This window comes from Promicromonospora xylanilytica (genome assembly GCF_054782895.1).
Genome location: NZ_BAAGRP010000020.1, coordinates 139,674 through 154,582 on the forward strand (window position 1 = coordinate 139,674; position 14,909 = coordinate 154,582).

14 protein-coding genes are annotated in these 14,909 nt (G+C 71.4%); 9 read left to right on the forward strand and 5 right to left on the reverse strand.

Going from position 1 to position 14,909, the window contains the following annotated elements; genetic code table 11:
* The first annotated feature begins 33 nt into the window (after nt 1-33).
* On the forward strand, nt 34-1,296 hold the full coding sequence (gene xseA, locus ACYVK7_RS17155) for an exodeoxyribonuclease VII large subunit (RefSeq protein ID WP_460888936.1): 1,263 nt from the start codon (nt 34-36) through the stop codon (nt 1,294-1,296).
* A 24-nt stretch (nt 1,297-1,320) separates the two neighbouring features.
* Here the strand turns inward: xseA and ACYVK7_RS17160 are convergent, their stop codons facing one another.
* Nucleotides 1,321-2,070: a class I SAM-dependent methyltransferase gene (locus tag ACYVK7_RS17160; protein WP_460888937.1), complete on the reverse strand. Its 750-nt coding sequence runs from the start codon at nt 2,068-2,070 to the stop codon at nt 1,321-1,323.
* An 82-nt stretch (nt 2,071-2,152) separates the two neighbouring features.
* On the opposite strand from ACYVK7_RS17160, the gene ACYVK7_RS17165 reads away from it, so the two are divergent.
* Nucleotides 2,153-3,109 (forward strand): RNA polymerase sigma-70 factor, encoded by a 957-nt coding sequence (locus tag ACYVK7_RS17165; protein ID WP_460888938.1) that lies wholly within the window; start codon nt 2,153-2,155, stop codon nt 3,107-3,109.
* Here ACYVK7_RS17165 and ACYVK7_RS17170 read toward each other — a convergent pair.
* A complete protein-coding gene (locus ACYVK7_RS17170) occupies nt 3,075-3,818 on the reverse strand; it encodes an SDR family oxidoreductase (RefSeq protein WP_460888939.1) in 744 nt (247 codons plus the stop codon). The genes ACYVK7_RS17165 and ACYVK7_RS17170 overlap by 35 nt on opposite strands.
* Before the next feature lie 128 nt (nt 3,819-3,946).
* On the opposite strand from ACYVK7_RS17170, the gene ACYVK7_RS17175 reads away from it, so the two are divergent.
* Nucleotides 3,947-4,561: an HAD family hydrolase gene (locus tag ACYVK7_RS17175; RefSeq protein ID WP_460888940.1), complete on the forward strand. Its 615-nt coding sequence runs from the start codon at nt 3,947-3,949 to the stop codon at nt 4,559-4,561.
* Nucleotides 4,562-4,594: 33 nt separating this feature from the next.
* Here ACYVK7_RS17175 and ACYVK7_RS17180 read toward each other — a convergent pair whose 3' ends face one another.
* Complete coding sequence (locus ACYVK7_RS17180; RefSeq protein WP_460888941.1) at nt 4,595-6,214, reverse strand: ABC-F family ATP-binding cassette domain-containing protein; 1,620 nt, start codon at nt 6,212-6,214, stop codon at nt 4,595-4,597.
* 156 nt (nt 6,215-6,370) lie between these two features.
* On the opposite strand from ACYVK7_RS17180, the gene ACYVK7_RS17185 reads away from it, so the two are divergent.
* From ACYVK7_RS17185 to ACYVK7_RS17200, 4 genes are read left to right on the forward strand one after another with little or no spacing between them, the layout of a single operon-like run.
* Nucleotides 6,371-6,625 (forward strand): exodeoxyribonuclease VII small subunit, encoded by a 255-nt coding sequence (locus ACYVK7_RS17185; RefSeq protein WP_460888952.1) that lies wholly within the window; start codon nt 6,371-6,373, stop codon nt 6,623-6,625.
* Nucleotides 6,622-7,575 (forward strand): carbohydrate kinase family protein, encoded by a 954-nt coding sequence (locus ACYVK7_RS17190; RefSeq protein WP_460888942.1) that lies wholly within the window; start codon nt 6,622-6,624, stop codon nt 7,573-7,575. Before ACYVK7_RS17185 ends, ACYVK7_RS17190 begins: the two co-directional genes overlap by 4 nt.
* Complete coding sequence (locus tag ACYVK7_RS17195; protein ID WP_460888943.1) at nt 7,572-8,243, forward strand: carbonic anhydrase; 672 nt, start codon at nt 7,572-7,574, stop codon at nt 8,241-8,243. The genes ACYVK7_RS17190 and ACYVK7_RS17195 overlap by 4 nt, the downstream gene beginning before the upstream one ends.
* Before the next feature lie 55 nt (nt 8,244-8,298).
* Nucleotides 8,299-9,741 (forward strand): class II fumarate hydratase, encoded by a 1,443-nt coding sequence (locus ACYVK7_RS17200; protein WP_460888944.1) that lies wholly within the window; start codon nt 8,299-8,301, stop codon nt 9,739-9,741.
* 143 nt (nt 9,742-9,884) lie between these two features.
* On the opposite strand, the gene ACYVK7_RS17205 is transcribed toward ACYVK7_RS17200, so the two are convergent.
* Both ACYVK7_RS17205 and ACYVK7_RS17210 read right to left on the reverse strand, forming a co-directional pair.
* Nucleotides 9,885-10,643, reverse strand: a complete 759-nt coding sequence (locus tag ACYVK7_RS17205) for a GOLPH3/VPS74 family protein (RefSeq protein WP_460888945.1) — start codon at nt 10,641-10,643, stop codon at nt 9,885-9,887.
* Nucleotides 10,644-10,904: 261 nt separating this feature from the next.
* Nucleotides 10,905-12,164 (reverse strand): PhoH family protein, encoded by a 1,260-nt coding sequence (locus ACYVK7_RS17210; protein ID WP_460888953.1) that lies wholly within the window; start codon nt 12,162-12,164, stop codon nt 10,905-10,907.
* Nucleotides 12,165-12,670: 506 nt separating this feature from the next.
* Between ACYVK7_RS17210 and ACYVK7_RS17215 the strand changes: the two genes are divergently transcribed.
* Together ACYVK7_RS17215 and nhaA are read left to right on the forward strand one after the other, a co-directional pair.
* A complete protein-coding gene (locus tag ACYVK7_RS17215; RefSeq protein ID WP_460888946.1) occupies nt 12,671-13,234 on the forward strand; it encodes a DUF1697 domain-containing protein in 564 nt (187 codons plus the stop codon).
* 181 nt (nt 13,235-13,415) lie between these two features.
* Nucleotides 13,416-14,708, forward strand: coding sequence for a Na+/H+ antiporter NhaA (gene nhaA / locus ACYVK7_RS17220; RefSeq protein WP_460888947.1), 1,293 nt, complete (start codon nt 13,416-13,418; stop codon nt 14,706-14,708).
* Nucleotides 14,709-14,909 lie beyond the last annotated feature (201 nt).

Below are 14,909 nucleotides of genomic sequence, written 5' to 3' on the forward strand. Positions count from 1 at the left end.
CTTGTGTGGGTGGTGGGTGGCAGGGTTGGACACGTGACGGAACCAACCCGACGACCTCTCCCCGGCGAGCTCCCCCAGAAAGCCCTCGACACCACCCCCACCAGCCCGTGGCCGGTCCGGCTGCTCGCGGAGAAGATCAAGGGCTACATCGACAGGATGCCGCCGGTCTGGGTCGAGGGTCAGGTGGTGCAGTTCAACCAGCGCCCCGGTTCCGGTATGCAGTGGCTGACGCTCCGGGACACCGATGCGGACGCCTCGCTGCCCGTCACCATCTTCTCGCGTGTGCTCGGCACACTGGCCCAGCTGCCGGCAGAGGGCGACCACGTGGTCGTGCACGCCAAGCCGGTGTTCTGGACCAAGCGCGGCACGCTGCAGCTGCAGGCGAACGAGATCAGGGCCGTCGGTGTCGGGGAGCTGCTCGCCCGGATCGAGGCGCTGAAGAAGATCCTCGCCGCGGAGGGCCTGTTCGACCTCTCCCGCAAGCGGAAGCTTCCCTTCCTGCCCGCCGTCGTGGGCCTCGTGTGCGGTCGCGAGTCGAAGGCGGAGCACGACGTCGTGGTGAACGCCCGGGCCCGCTGGCCCCAGGTGCGGTTCGAGATCCGCGAGGTCGCGGTCCAGGGCGTGGGCGCGGTGCGCGAGGTGTCGAACGCCATAGCGGAGCTCGACCAGGACCCCGCCGTCGACGTCATCGTCGTGGCCCGCGGCGGCGGCTCCGTCGAGGACCTGCTGCCGTTCAGCAACGAGTCGATGGTGCGCGCCGCCGCGCAGGCCCGTACTCCCCTCGTCAGTGCCATCGGCCACGAGACCGACGCGCCGCTGCTGGACCTGGTCGCCGACTACCGCGCGTCCACGCCCACGGACGCCGCCAAGCGGATCGTGCCCGACGTCTCCGAGGAACGCCTGCGACTCACCCAGGCACGCGGTCGGATGCGCGGAGCCGTCACCGCGATGCTCGACCGGGAACAGCACGGGCTCGACGGCGTCCGCTCGCGCCCGGTCCTCGCCGTGCCGCACACGATGCTGGAGTCACGTGAGCGCGACATCGTCCAGGCACTCCGGCACAGCCGCGACGCGCTGAACGCGCTGTTGCTGCGCGCGAGCGGCGAGATCGGGCGGCTCGGCGCCCAGGTGCGGGCGTTGTCCCCCGCGTCGACGCTGGAACGGGGCTACGCCGTCGTGCAGCGGGCGGACGGCCACGTGGTGCGGCGGCCCGACGACGTCGAGGTCGGCGCGGGCGTGCACGTCCGCCTCGCGGAGGGCGCGCTGGACGCCGACGTCACCGCCCGCCTCCCGTAGGCGACGCCGGCCCGCCGGCCGTGCTCAGGACCGGCGCGCCACGAACACCCACTCCAGCCCCGGCCGGTCCGGTGCGTCCAGCACCTCGTCCACCTCGAACCCGGCGGCGTCCAACGACTCCTCGATCTCGTCCCGCTCGCGGAACCGCAGGGTCGAGACCGAGGTCACCACGTCGCCGTCGGGCAGCACGCCCGGTGGGAAGCGGTAGGAGCCCTGGAAGGTGACCAGCGGGAGCGCGACCTCCAGGAGGTCGTTCCACATCTCGACCTCACCGATGCCGGGTATGTCACGGCGGGCTGACCTGTGCTCCCGGGTCCAGCCCAGCCAGGCCTGCCGTGCCGGTATCCGGGTCTCGAACACGAGGGTCCCGCCGGGCCGCAGCGCGTCGTGGACCGCCGCGAGCGCCCCGGCCCACCCGGCGTCGGTGGTGAACACCTGCGCGACGTTCCCGGTCATGGTCGCGAGGTCGGCGGAGAGGCCCAGGTCCGCCACGGCCTCGGCTCCGCCCTCGATCCAGGTGACGGCCCTGGCACCGGGCTTGCCGCGGGCGACCTCGAGCGACGCGGCGGCCGGGTCGACGCCCGTGACGCGCAGCCCGCGCCTGGCCAGCAGCAGGGCGAGCACCCCGGTTCCGCAGCCGACGTCGAGCACGGTGCGCGCGCCGAGGCGTCCCGCGATGCCCGTGTAGAGGTCGAGGTCGCCGCGGTCGTCGTCGAAGGCGTCGTAGAGCCGTGCCAGGCGAGGATCGACGAAGATCGGGTCGGGTGTGGTCATGGCAACATGTTCACCCGCTCCTGGACCGGGTCCAAGGACTTTTGGTCGCGTACGGTCGTGTCAGCATGCCAGGGAGACTCGGATGACAGGCGACGTCGACACCACGCTGGAGGACGCGGCAGCGGTGTTCGCCACCGCACGCCGGCGGCTGTTCGGTATCGCGTACCGGATGCTCGGCTCGGCGGCCGAGGCCGAGGACGTGGTGCAGGAGACGTGGGTGCGGTGGCAGACGACCGACCGGTCGGTGGTCGTGAACCCGCAGGCGTTTCTCACCACCACGACGACACGGCTGGCGATCAACGTGCTGCAGAGCGCACGCTCGCGGCGCGAGACGTATGTCGGGCCGTGGCTGCCGGAGCCCGTGGACACGAGCGAGGACCCGACGCTCGGCGCCGAACGGGCAGAGGCTCTGAGCGTCGCCGTGCTCGTGCTGCTGGAGCGCCTGAGTCCGACCGAGCGTGCCGCGTACGTGCTGCGCGAGGCGTTCGACTACGGCTACCCGGAGATCGCGCGGATCGTCGGGGTGTCTCCCACGGCCACGCGCCAGCTCGTGAGCCGGGCCCGCAAGCACCTCGCGTCCGAGCGGCGTAACACGGTGAGCGCCACGGAGCGCCGCGCGCTCCTGGACGCGTTCCTTGCCGCCGCACGGGTGGGCGACGTCGCTCGGTTGGAGGAGCTGCTCGCCGAGAACGTCGTGACCAGGGCCGACAGCAACGGGACCGCCAAGCATGTGGCGCGGGTCGCGGTCACGGGCCGCTCCAAGGTGGCGCGGGTGCTGTCCTCGTTCGCCGAGATCTTCTGGGCGGGGATCACCACGCGGCCGATCGAGGTCAACGGCGAGGAGGGCATGGTGATGGAGCGGGACGGCGCGGTGGTCGGCGTGCTGTCCGCCACGGTCTTTGCCGACGGCCTGCACGAGCTCATGTGGCAGATGAACCCGGAGAAGCTCGACCCGCTCCGGCGGGCCCGGACGGGCCGAGCCACGCCGGAGGGCTCGGACGACGCTACGCCTGGGCCTTCTGCCACTGCTCGTAGCTGACGTCGCCCAGCAGGGCCTCCCCGTGCGGCACGAGCTCGCCGTCCTGCAGCGGCGCACCGAAGTAGGTGGCGCTGGGGTCGGTGCGGACCTCGCGCGGGTCCCCCTTCGACGCGAGGTGCGTGCGCACGATCTCGTCGAACCCGAAGGTCTCCGGCCCGGCGATCTCGATCGTCGTGCCGAGTGGTGTCCCCGCGGCCGTCCGGGCGACGAAGCGCGCGACGTCCGCCGACGCGATCGGCTGGAACCGCACCGGTGCCATGTGGACGACTCCGTCGACGGTCGCCGTGTCGGCGATCGAGGCGAGGAACTCGAAGAACTGCGTGGACCGGACGATCGACCAGCCGGAGCCGGAGGCCTTGACCAGGTCCTCCTGCAGGATCTTGGCCCGCATGTACCCGGCGTCGACCAGCTCGGCGCCCACGATCGAGAGGATCACGTGGTGCTGTACCCCGGCCGCCGCCTCGGCGTCGAGGAGGTTCGTGGTCGACGTGCGGAAGAAGCGGGTGACGTCCTCCTCCGCGAACGAGGGCGAGTTGCTGAGGTCGACCACCACCTGGGCGCCCTCGAGCACCTGAGCCAGGCCCTCACCGGTCAGCGTGTTCACTCCGGTCTGCGGCGACGCGGCCACGGCCTCGTGCCCGTGGTCCGTCAGGTTCTTCACGACCTGGCTGCCGACGAGGCCGGTACCGCCGATGACTACGATCTTCATGGTGTGCTCCCACGTGCTCATGAGGTGTTCGCGACGGGCCGGACGGCCCGTCATGAGTTCGACCGGGGACCCCGCGGATCTGTGACCGGCACGCCGGCGGCTTCACCTCGAACCGCTACGGTTCGCTGGTGACGACCATCCGACACGTTCTCTTCGACGCCGACGGCGTGCTCCAGGAGAGCCGCGACGGCTTCTACGCCTCGGCGGAAGCCCTCCTCGGCGAGCGCGCCCGCGAGATCCTCAATCTCGCCTCGGAGTACGAGCGACCGCTCCTGGCGGGAGACGACGACTTCCTGCCCCTCCTGGCCGACGTCCTGCGGCAGTACGACGTCGACGTGGCGCCCGCCGACCTGTTCGCGGCGGTCTGGCAGAACATCGCCACGTCGCCGGCCTCGCTGGAACTGGTCGGCGAGCTGCGCGACGCCGGGTACGGCGTGCACCTGGGGACCAACCAGGTGCGGCGCCGGGCCGACTACATGCGCGCCGCGTTGCCCTACGACGAGCTGTTCGACGTCAAGCTCTACTCCTGCGACCTCGGGGTCGCCAAACCGGATGCCGCGTTCTTCCAGAAGGCCGCGACGCGGATCGGGGCCGAGCCGGCGGCGATCCTCTTCATCGACGACCACTCCCCCAACGTCGAGGGCGCACGGTCGACCGGGATGCCCGCCGTCCAGTGGCGGATCAAGGAGGGGCACGACGTGCTGCTGGAGCGGCTCGCCGAGCACGGCGTCGCGCCCGCGTGAGCCGCGCCGCGGTCGGGTGAGCCGCGCCGCGGTCTACCGCTCGCGCTCCACCCGCCGCTCGTCCCAGACGGGCTCGGCCGTCTCGCGCACCACGCCGTCGGACCCGAAGACGAGGTACCGGTCGAACGACCGCGCGAACCAGCGGTCGTGCGTCACGGCCAGCACGGTGCCGTCGAAGGACTCGAGGCCCTCCTGCAGCGCCTCGGCCGACTCGAGGTCGAGGTTGTCGGTGGGCTCGTCCAGCAGCAGCGCCGTCGATCCGGCGAGCTCGAGCAGCAGGATCTGGAACCTGGCCTGCTGTCCGCCGGACAGCCGGTCGAAGGGCCGGTCCGCCTGCTCGGTGAGCTCGTAGCGACGCAGCCGCGCCATCGCCTTGCCCTTGTCCTGCGCGTGGTCCTCCCACAGGATGTCGAGCAGCGCGCGACCGAACAGCTCCGGGTGCGCGTGCGTCTGCGCGAAGTGCCCGGCGGCCACCCGCGCCCCGAGCTTCCACGAGCCCGTGTGCGCGACGTCGCCACCCGCGAGCAGGCGCAGGAAGTGGGACTTGCCCGACCCGTTCGAGCCGAGCACCGCCACCCGCTCGCCGTAGAAGACCTCCAGGTCGAAGGGCTTCATGAGCCCGGTGAGCTCCAGCCCCTCGCAGGTCACGGCACGCAGGCCGGTGCGACCCCCACGCAGCTTCATCGTGATGTCCTGCTCGCGCGGCGGCTCCGGCGGAGGCCCCGCCTCCTCGTACTTCCTCAGCCGGGTCTGCGCCGCCCGGTACCGCGACGCCATGTCGGGGCTGCTCGCCGCCTGGTTCCGCAGCGTCAGGACCAGCTTCTTGAGCTGCGCGTGCTTCTCGTCCCAGCGCCGGCGCAGCTCCTCGAACCGCGCGAACCGCTCACGCCGCGCGTCGTGGAACGTGGCGAAACCGCCGCCGTGCACCCACGCGTCCGCGCCTGCCGGGCCGGGCTCCAGCGACACGATCCGGTCCGCGGCGCGCGACAGCAGCTCCCGGTCGTGCGACACGAACAGGATGGTCTTCTTGGTGGCCCTGAGCTGGTCCTCCAGCCACCGCTTGCCCGGCACGTCCAGGTAGTTGTCCGGCTCGTCGAGCAGCAGCACCTCGTCCGTGCCCCGCAGCAGCGCCTCCAGCACGAGCCGCTTCTGCTCACCGCCCGACATCGTGCGCACCTCGCGGAACTGCGCCCGGTCGTAGGGGATGCCGAGTGCGGCCATGGTGCAGACGTCCCACAGGGTCTCCGCCTCGTAGCCGCGCACCTCTGCCCAGTCCGACAGCGCCTGCGCGTAGGCCATCTGGGCGGCCTCGTCGTCGACGGTCAGCATCGCGTGCTCCGCCTCGTCGACGGCGCGCGCCACCTCGCGCAGGCGCGGCGCCGAGACGGAGACGAGCAGGTCGCGCACCGTGGTCTCGTCGCGCACCGAGCCGACGAACTGGCGCATCACGCCGAGCCCGCCGCTCACCGCCACGGAGCCGCCGTGCGGGGTCAGCTCGCCGGTGATGATGCGCAGCAGGGTCGTCTTGCCCGCGCCGTTCGGGCCGACGATCGCCGTCGCGCTGCCCTCGCCCACGCGGAACGAGACGTCCCCCAGCAGGGTCCGGCCGTCCGGCAGGTGGTACTCGGCGTGCGCTACCTCAAGATGGCCCATGGGTCACCATGGTCCGACGCCGGACCGGTCAGGACCAAACTGTTTCACCGATCCGGTGTCCGGGCCGCCGTCGCGAGACGCACGATGTCGAACCTGTGGACGGAGACCACGGATGTCGGTGACGTGCTGTTGACTGTTCCCGTGAGTACAGATGCTGTGACGGATGCCGGTACCGATCCGGCCAAGGACGCCCCTGACGTCGCGAACCTCAGCTATGAGCAGGCACGCGACGAGCTCGTGCAGGTGGTCGGGCGGCTGGAGACCGGTGGCGAGCCGCTGGAGGCGTCGCTCGCGCTCTGGGAGCGCGGCGAGGCCCTGGCTGCCCGCTGCCAGGAGTGGCTCGACGGCGCCCGCGCGCGCCTCGCCGCCGCCCAGAACGGGACCGTCGATTCGCCGGAGGACGCCGAGTGAGCGCGTACGTGCTCGCCGTGGGCGAGGCACTGGTGGACGAGGTACGCCGCCCGGACGGCACCGCCGCCGAGCATCCCGGTGGCAGCATCGCCAACGTGGCGCTCACGCTGGGCCGCCTGGACCGGGACGTCCGGCTCGCGACCTGGCTCGGTGCCGACGCGCGAGGCGACCTGGTGCGCGACTGGCTCGCCGAGTCCCACGTCGTGCTCGTGCCGGGCAGTGACGGCGCCGAGCGCACCAGCGTCGCCGTGGCCACGCTGGACGCCGCCGGATCCGCCACCTACGACTTCGACCTGACCTGGCAGGTGCCCGCCCAGGCGATGCCGGGCAGCGGAACCAGCTCCGAGCCGAGCGCCCAGGTCGGCGGCAGCGACGCGATCGCCGTGCACACCGGGTCGATCGCCGCGCTGCTCGAGCCGGGCGCCGGCCAGGTGCGGCAGGTGCTCGAAGCCGCGCGGACGACGTCGACCACGACGTACGACCCGAACGCACGCCCGGCGATCATGGGCGCCGCCGACGCCGTGCGCCCGCACGTCGAGGCCCTCGTGCAGCTCTCCGACGTGGTCAAGGTCAGCGACGAGGACCTGGCGTGGCTCTACCCGGGTTCCGACCCGGTGGCCGTCGCGCACGACTGGCAGCGCGGTACGCCCGCACTCGTGGTGGTCACCTTTGGCGGCAAGGGCGCGGTCGCCGTGTCCGACGCCGGTGAGATCGAGGCGGTTGCCCCACGGGTCGAGGTGGTCGACACCGTGGGCGCCGGCGACTCGTTCATGGGCGCACTGATCGACGGGCTGTGGGAGCACGACCTGCTGGGTGCCGACCGGCGGGACGCGCTGAACGCCGTCGACCCGGCGACCGTGCAGCAGATCGTTGACCGCTGCTGCGCCGTCGCGGCCATCACCGTGTCCCGTGCGGGAGCCAACCCGCCCAGCCGAACGGAGATCGTATGAGCCCGGACCGGATTCCTAGCCAGCTCACCCCCCAGGAGGCCTGGGCGCAGCTGCGGGCCGGCAACGACCGGTTCGTCGCGGGCACGCCGGCGCACCCGTCCCAGAACGCGGACCGACGCCGCGAGCTGCGGGCCGCCCAGCACCCGCACACCGTGATCTTCGGCTGCTCGGACTCTCGCGTCGCCGCCGAGATCATCTTCGACCAGGGCCTCGGGGACATGTTCGTGGTCCGCACCGCCGGGCACGTCGTGGACACCACGGTGATCGGCTCGATCGAGTACGGCGTCGACGTGCTCGGTGCGCCCCTCGTGATCGTGCTGGGCCACGACTCGTGCGGCGCCGTGGCGGCAGCCGCGCACACGCTCGCGACGGGCGAGCAGCCGGACGGGTTCGTGCGCGCCGTGGTGGACCGGGTGCTCCCCTCGATCGTCAACATCACCTCGCGCGATCCCGCCAGCGCGATGGAGGCGCTCGCGGACCAGGACGTGCTGCGCCGTGAGCACGTGAAGCACACCGTAGGCATGCTGCACAGCTACTCGGCGGGCCTCGCCCGAGCCGTCGAGGAGGGCCGGTGCGCGGTGGTCGGCCTCGAGTACGACCTCGACGTCGGCAGCGCGCGCATGGTCAACGTGATCGGGGACATCGGCGAGCTGCCCCCGGCCGGGTGACGGGAGTCACGCGCTCAGGCGCGTCGGAGGGGCGAGGCTGCGGCACGATAGAACCATGACTGCTGACACCGTCGTCCCTCCGAGCTCTTCCGAGTCCGGCGACACGACCGAATACCGCATCGAGCACGACACCATGGGTGAGGTACGCGTCCCCGCGAACGCCCTGTACCGCGCACAGACGCAGCGGGCCGTGGAGAACTTCCCCATCTCCGGCACTCCGCTCGAGCGTGCACACATCGAGGCCCTGGCGCGGGTGAAGAAGGCCGCCGCCACCGCGAACGCTGAGCTCGGTGTGCTCGACCGGGACATCGCCGCCGCCATCGTCGCCGCCGCCGACGAGGTCGCCTCCGGCAAGCACGACAGCCACTTCCCGATCGACGTCTTCCAGACCGGCTCCGGCACGTCGTCGAACATGAACACCAACGAGGTCCTCGCGACGCTGGCCACCGCGTCGCTCGGCCGGGACGTGCACCCGAACGACCACGTCAACGCGTCGCAGTCGTCGAACGACGTGTTCCCCACCTCCGTGCACGTCGCGGCGACGTCCGGCGTCGTGAACGACCTGGTCCCCGCGCTGACCCACCTGGCCGACGCGCTCCAGGCGAAGTCCGAGGAGTTCGCGACGGTCGTGAAGTCCGGCCGCACGCACCTGATGGACGCCACCCCGGTCACGCTCGGCCAGGAGTTCGGCGGGTACGCAGCCGCGATCCGCTACGGCGTCGAGCGCCTGCAGGCTGCGCTGCCGCGCGCCGCGGAGGTGCCGCTGGGCGGCACCGCCGTCGGCACGGGCATCAACACCCCCGCGGGCTTCCCGCAGCGCGTCATCGCCCTGCTGGCCGAGGACACGGGCCTGCCGCTGACCGAGGCGCGGGACCACTTCGAGGCGCAGTCCGCGCGGGACGGTCTGGTGGAGCTGTCCGGTGCACTACGCACCATCGCGGTGTCCGTGACGAAGATCTGCAACGACCTGCGGTGGATGGGGTCCGGCCCCAACACCGGCCTGGGCGAGATCGCACTGCCCGACCTGCAGCCGGGCTCCTCGATCATGCCCGGCAAGGTCAACCCGGTCATCCCCGAGGCCGTGCTCATGGTGTGCGCCCGGGTCATCGGCAACGACGCCACGGTGACGTGGGCCGGCGCGTCCGGGACCTTCGAGCTGAACGTGCAGATCCCGGTGATCGCCCAGGGTGTGCTGGAGTCGATCCGTCTGCTGTCGAACTCGTCGCGCGTGCTGGCGGACAAGACGGTCTCCGGCATCACCGCGAACGTCGAGCGTGCCCGCGCGCTCGCCGAGTCGTCGCCGTCGATCGTGACGCCGCTGAACCGCGTGATCGGCTACGAGGCCGCCGCCAAGGTCGCCAAGACGGCCGTCAAGGAGGGCATCACGGTGCGCCAGGCCGTGCTCGACCTCGGCTTCGTCGAGCGGGGCGAGCTCACCGAGGAGCAGCTCGACACCGCGCTGGACGTGCTGTCGATGACCCGCCCGCCGCAGGCCTGAACCACGCTGCAGGCCTGAACCACGCCGCAGGCCTGAACCACGGCGCAGTCCTGAGCGCCACGGAAGCGGACAGCGACGAGGGCCGCTCCCCCTGCGGGGAGCGGCCCTCGTGGCTTCTGTCGGCAGGTGCCGAACGGATCAGGTCAGGAGACGGGAGCCTCGACTGCCCCGGTGGCCGCGTCGGCGGGCTTGTCGGCGTCGCTCGACAGCAGGATGAACGCCGCCGCGGCGACACCGACGGTCGCGACCGTGGCGACCGTCGCGGCGATGGCGACCTGGGTCGCGACCGTGGCGACGCCCCACTCGCTGCCGGCGATCTCCTCGGCACGCTCCTCGGCGGCCTTGCGCTGCTCCTTGCCGACCAGACCGGCCACCAGGCCGGACCCGTGCAGCAGGGAGATCAGGGTGGCGGTGCGCTCGTCGGGCTCCGCACCCTCGAGCAGGACCTTCGTCAGGTTGGCGCGCAGCGCGACCTCGTGGCTCGAGTCGGCTGCGGGCCAGCGGGTGACCGGAAGCATCCGGAAGAGCTTGGACTCCTCCTTCTCGAGGATCCCGCGCTCGACGAGGGCCGCCAGCAGGTTGTCCTCCGCCTTGTCGGAGATGGCCTCGACGACCTTCCGCGCCGGCGCCTCGGGCGTGTCGAGCACGGCCTGCAGGGCGGCGTCGAGGGCCACGTGGCCGGTGGGTGCGTTGTCGGTGACGAGGATCGTGGTGTCCCCGGCCTTCTCGCGCTCCTCCTTGGTCGCGCCGGCCTCCGGCGCGCCCCGCATGAGGGTCTTGTTCGCGGCAGCGAGGTCGGCCAGGAGCGCACCCGCGAGGCGAACACCCAGGTTGTCGACGTTGGCGGTCTTGCCCGTCTCGTCGTCGACGGCGAGCAGCAGGAAGTCTTCGGCAATCAGCATGGTCCGATGCTATATCCGACAAGGGAGACAAACCCCAATTGCGACAGCAGACGGACCGAAAGGTCGGCCGCTTCGTGAGATTCCTTTGGTTAGGCTTACCTAATGCTGCTACTGTCACTCGTGCACTCGGAGAAACGCACCGCCGGGCTGCGGGGCTGGGGGGTTTCCGCCCGGCGGTGCGCTGCAGCTCAGGAGCATGTCAGACGCTCAGGTCACGCAGGTGACCTGAGCGTCTGACATGTCCGGGGCCGGCCCGGCGGGTCAGACCTCCAGACGCTCCAGCATGTCGGTCACCAGTGCCGCGACCGGGGAGCGCTCCGAGCGGGTCAGGGTGACGTGCGCGAAGAGCGGGTGCCCCTTGAGCGCCTCGATGACCGCCGCGACGCCGTCGTGCCGCCCGACCCGCAGGTTGTCGCGCTGCGCGACGTCGTGCGTGAGCACCACGCGCGAGCTCTGGCCGATCCGCGACAGCACCGTCAGCAGGACGTTCCGCTCGAGCGACTGCGCCTCGTCGACGATGACGAACGAGTCGTGCAGGGACCGTCCTCGGATGTGCGTGAGCGGCAGCACCTCGAGCATGTCCCGCTCGATGACCTCATCGACCACGGCGGGCGAGACCAGCGCACCGAGGGTGTCGTAGACGGCCTGCGACCAGGGGTTCATCTTCTCGGACTCGGAACCGGGCAGGTAGCCCAGCTCCTGCCCGCCCACCGCGTACAGGGGGCGGAAGACGACCACCTTGCGGTGCTGCTGCCGCTCCAGCACGGACTCCAGGCCGGCGCACAGGGCGAGCGCCGACTTACCCGTACCGGCGCGCCCGCCGAGCGAGACGATGCCGATCTCCTGGTCGAGCAGCAGGTCGATCGCCACACGCTGCTCCGCGGAGCGGCCGTGCACCCCGAACACCTCCTGGTCGCCGCGGACCAGCCGCACCCGCTTGTCCGCCGTCACCCGCCCGAGCGCGGAGCCGCCCGGCGAGTGCACCACCATCCCGGTGTGCACCAGCAGCGGCGAGGCGGCCTCGACCGTCGCCGGGTCGAGGGACGCGATCTCGACCGACTCGTTCTCCCAGAGCGATCCCATCTGCTCGTCGGACAGGTCGATCTCCCGCATCCCGGTCCAGCCCGAGTCCACCGCGAGCTCGGCCTTGTACTCCTCGGCCTGCAGCCCGACGGCGGACGCCTTCACCCGCATCGGCAGGTCCTTGGAGACCACCGTGACGATGTTGCCCTCGGCCGCCAGGTTGGCGGCCACCGCGAGGATCCGGGTGTCGTTGTCACCCAGCCGGAAGCCGGCGGGCAGGACCGTCGGGTCGACGTGGTTGAGCTCCACCCGCAGAGTTCCGTCCGTGTCCCCGACGGGGACGGGTGAGTCGAGGCGGCCGTGCCGCACGCGCAGCCCGTCCAGCATCCGCAGGGCGCTTCGGGCGAAGTACCCGAGCTCGGGGTGGTGACGCTTGGCCTCCAGCTCCGTGATCACGACGATCGGGAGTACGACGTCGTGCTCCGCGAACCGCAACATCGCCTTCGGATCACTCAACAGCACAGACGTGTCGATGACGAAGGTCCTGCGTTCGTCACCTGCCGCGCCGGGAGCGGCGTCGGCACTCTGGTCGGTCGGACGGGTGGTGTGTGCGGAATGGCTCACTGCGGTTCTCCCTCCGGCGCCGAAGCGCCGTGACAGTCACGTCGCTACCTGGTGGGCACCGCCTGCCGGCGGAACCGACCCGGACGAACCGGGGCTGGTGGATGGGCCGAGCGACCGACTCGGAGCGCCGCGGCGTGGCGCAGAGCCGGGGCCGGCCCTTCTCCACGGAGCAAGCACTCCATAGGTTGGCCTCCCGAAGGGGCGACTGGGTGCCGTCCCTCACAGGGGAAACTACGCGCCCTGCCATCCCATGACCAGAGACACGCCCCGGCGGGTCGCAAGTTGTCACGAACTGTTCACACGATGGCAATGGCTTGACTCGGGCCCCAAGAAATGGCAAAACTCGCTGAGAGACGCGCCGTACCGGCAGGATGGGACGCATGGTCTCCTTCGCCATCCTCCTCCGCGCCGTCAACATCGGGACCGACCTGCGGGTCACGTCCGCCGACCTGCTCGGTGCCGCCGAAGCCGCCGGCCTCGGGGGCGCCCGTACGCTCCTGAACAGCGGGAACCTGGTGGCCACGCCGGGCACGTCCGGCGCTGCCGGCCCCGCCGACGTCGCCCGTCTGGTGCGGACCCGCCTCAGCGAGCGCATCGGTCAGGATGTGCCCACCGTCGCGCTCAGCGCCGCGCAGCTCGACGCGATAGCCCTCGCCAATCCTTTCCCGGGCGCCGCGCGGGACCACCCGGCGCAGCTCCAGGTGCACGTGCCGTTCGGTGAGCTGGACGAGGCGGGGGTCGCGCGGCTCGATCTGGGCCACCCGGGCAGGGAGCTGCTCGCGACCGGCGCGGGCGTGCTGTACGTGCACTACGTGGACGGCATCGGCCGGTCGAAGCTCACCGCGAACGTGATCGAGAAGGCCGTCGGCGCGCCGACCACAGCCCGGAACTGGAACACGATCAGCAAGCTCCGCGCGGCCTGTGTCGCGACGGACTCAGGGTGACCCGCCGGGGGGACCGTGACCCAGGTCTCACTACCGGCACACCCGGGAGACCGCCAGGCAAGAACAGGGCACCACAACGTGGCAGGTAGGGTAAAACCGAGGGTATGCCGGGAAGGCTGGTCGGCGTGGACCGGGTCGACCGGTCCTTCTCAGACCACCCGCAAAGCCGAGAGGACACGCGTTGATCCCTAACGCCGCCGCCCCCACCCGCACCCAGCGCCTGCGGGCCTGGGCATCCCGCGAGACCACCGGCGGTGCGCTCCTGATCGGGGCAGCATTCCTCGCTCTGCTGTGGGCCAACTCCCCCTGGCGGGACTCCTACCAGGCGTTGTCCGGCACCGTCGTCGGCCCCGCCATGCTGGGCCCGCTACCCGTCCACCTCGACCTGTCGCTCAGCACCTGGGCGGCCGACGGCCTGCTCGCCATCTTCTTCTTCGTCGTGGGTGTGGAGCTCAAGCAGGAGTTCGTCGCGGGGAGCCTGCGCAACCCCAAAGAGGCCGGCGTACCCATGATCGCGGCGGTGGGCGGCATGGCCATGCCCGCGCTGATCTACGCCGGCGTGCTCCTGGCCTTCGGTGACCCCGGCGCCCTGCACGGCTGGGCCATCCCGACCGCCACCGACATCGCGTTCGCCGTCGGCGTCCTGGCGATCTTCGGCCGTGGCCTGCCCACGGCGATCCGCACCTTCCTGCTCACGCTCGCCGTGGTGGACGATCTGCTGGCGATCGTCGTCATCGCCGTCTTCTACACCAGCGAGATCCACTGGCTGGCGCTGCTCGGCACGCTCGTCTGCGTGGCGCTGTTCGCGTGGCACGTCCGCTCGCGCAGTCCGCGCTGGTTCGTCCTGCTACCGCTCGCCGTCGTGGCCTGGGCCTTGATGCACGCGTCCGGCGTGCACGCGACCATCTCCGGCGTGCTGCTCGGCTTCACCGTGCCCGCGATCGCCCGGCACGGCGAGGTCGCGTCGCGCACCACCCAGTTCGAGCACCGGCTCAAGCCGCTCTCGTCGGGCTTCGCGCTGCCGGTGTTCGCCTTCTTCGCCGCGGGCGTCTCGCTGGTCGACGGCGACGGGCCGGGTGCCGTGATCGGCCAGCCGGTCGTGGCCGCGATCGCCGCGGGCCTCGTCCTGGGCAAGCTGCTGGGCGTGCTCGGGACCACTGCGCTGATCACCCGGATCACCCCCTTGCGGCTGCCCGACGGCATCGGCGTGCGGGACCTGCTCCCCGTCGCCCTCCTGGCCGGCATCGGGTTCACCGTGTCGCTCCTGATCAGCGAGCTGTCGTTCGGCGACTCCGAGCACACCGACGGGGCCAAGATCGCCATTCTCGGCGCGTCGGTGCTGGCCGCGATCCTGGGCGCTGTCTCACTGCGCTGGGACGCCCGCCGCGCCCGCTCGTCCGACATGAACCTCGACGGCCGCGCCGACGAGGTCCGCGACTACATCGGCGACACCAAGGACCGCGAGTCCCACTGACCGACCCAGCCGAGGTAGTCATCTGGCGAGGTAGTCCTTTGGCGAGGTAGTCCTTTGGCGAGGTAGTCACCCAGCGCGAACTGGGTGACTACCTCGCTGCATGACTACCTCGCGAGGGGACTAGGTGGTCTCACGTGGTCGTTGCACCGGTTGCTTGTTGGGTCAACAGTAGGCGGTTGAGGGCTTCGGCCGGGTTGGCCC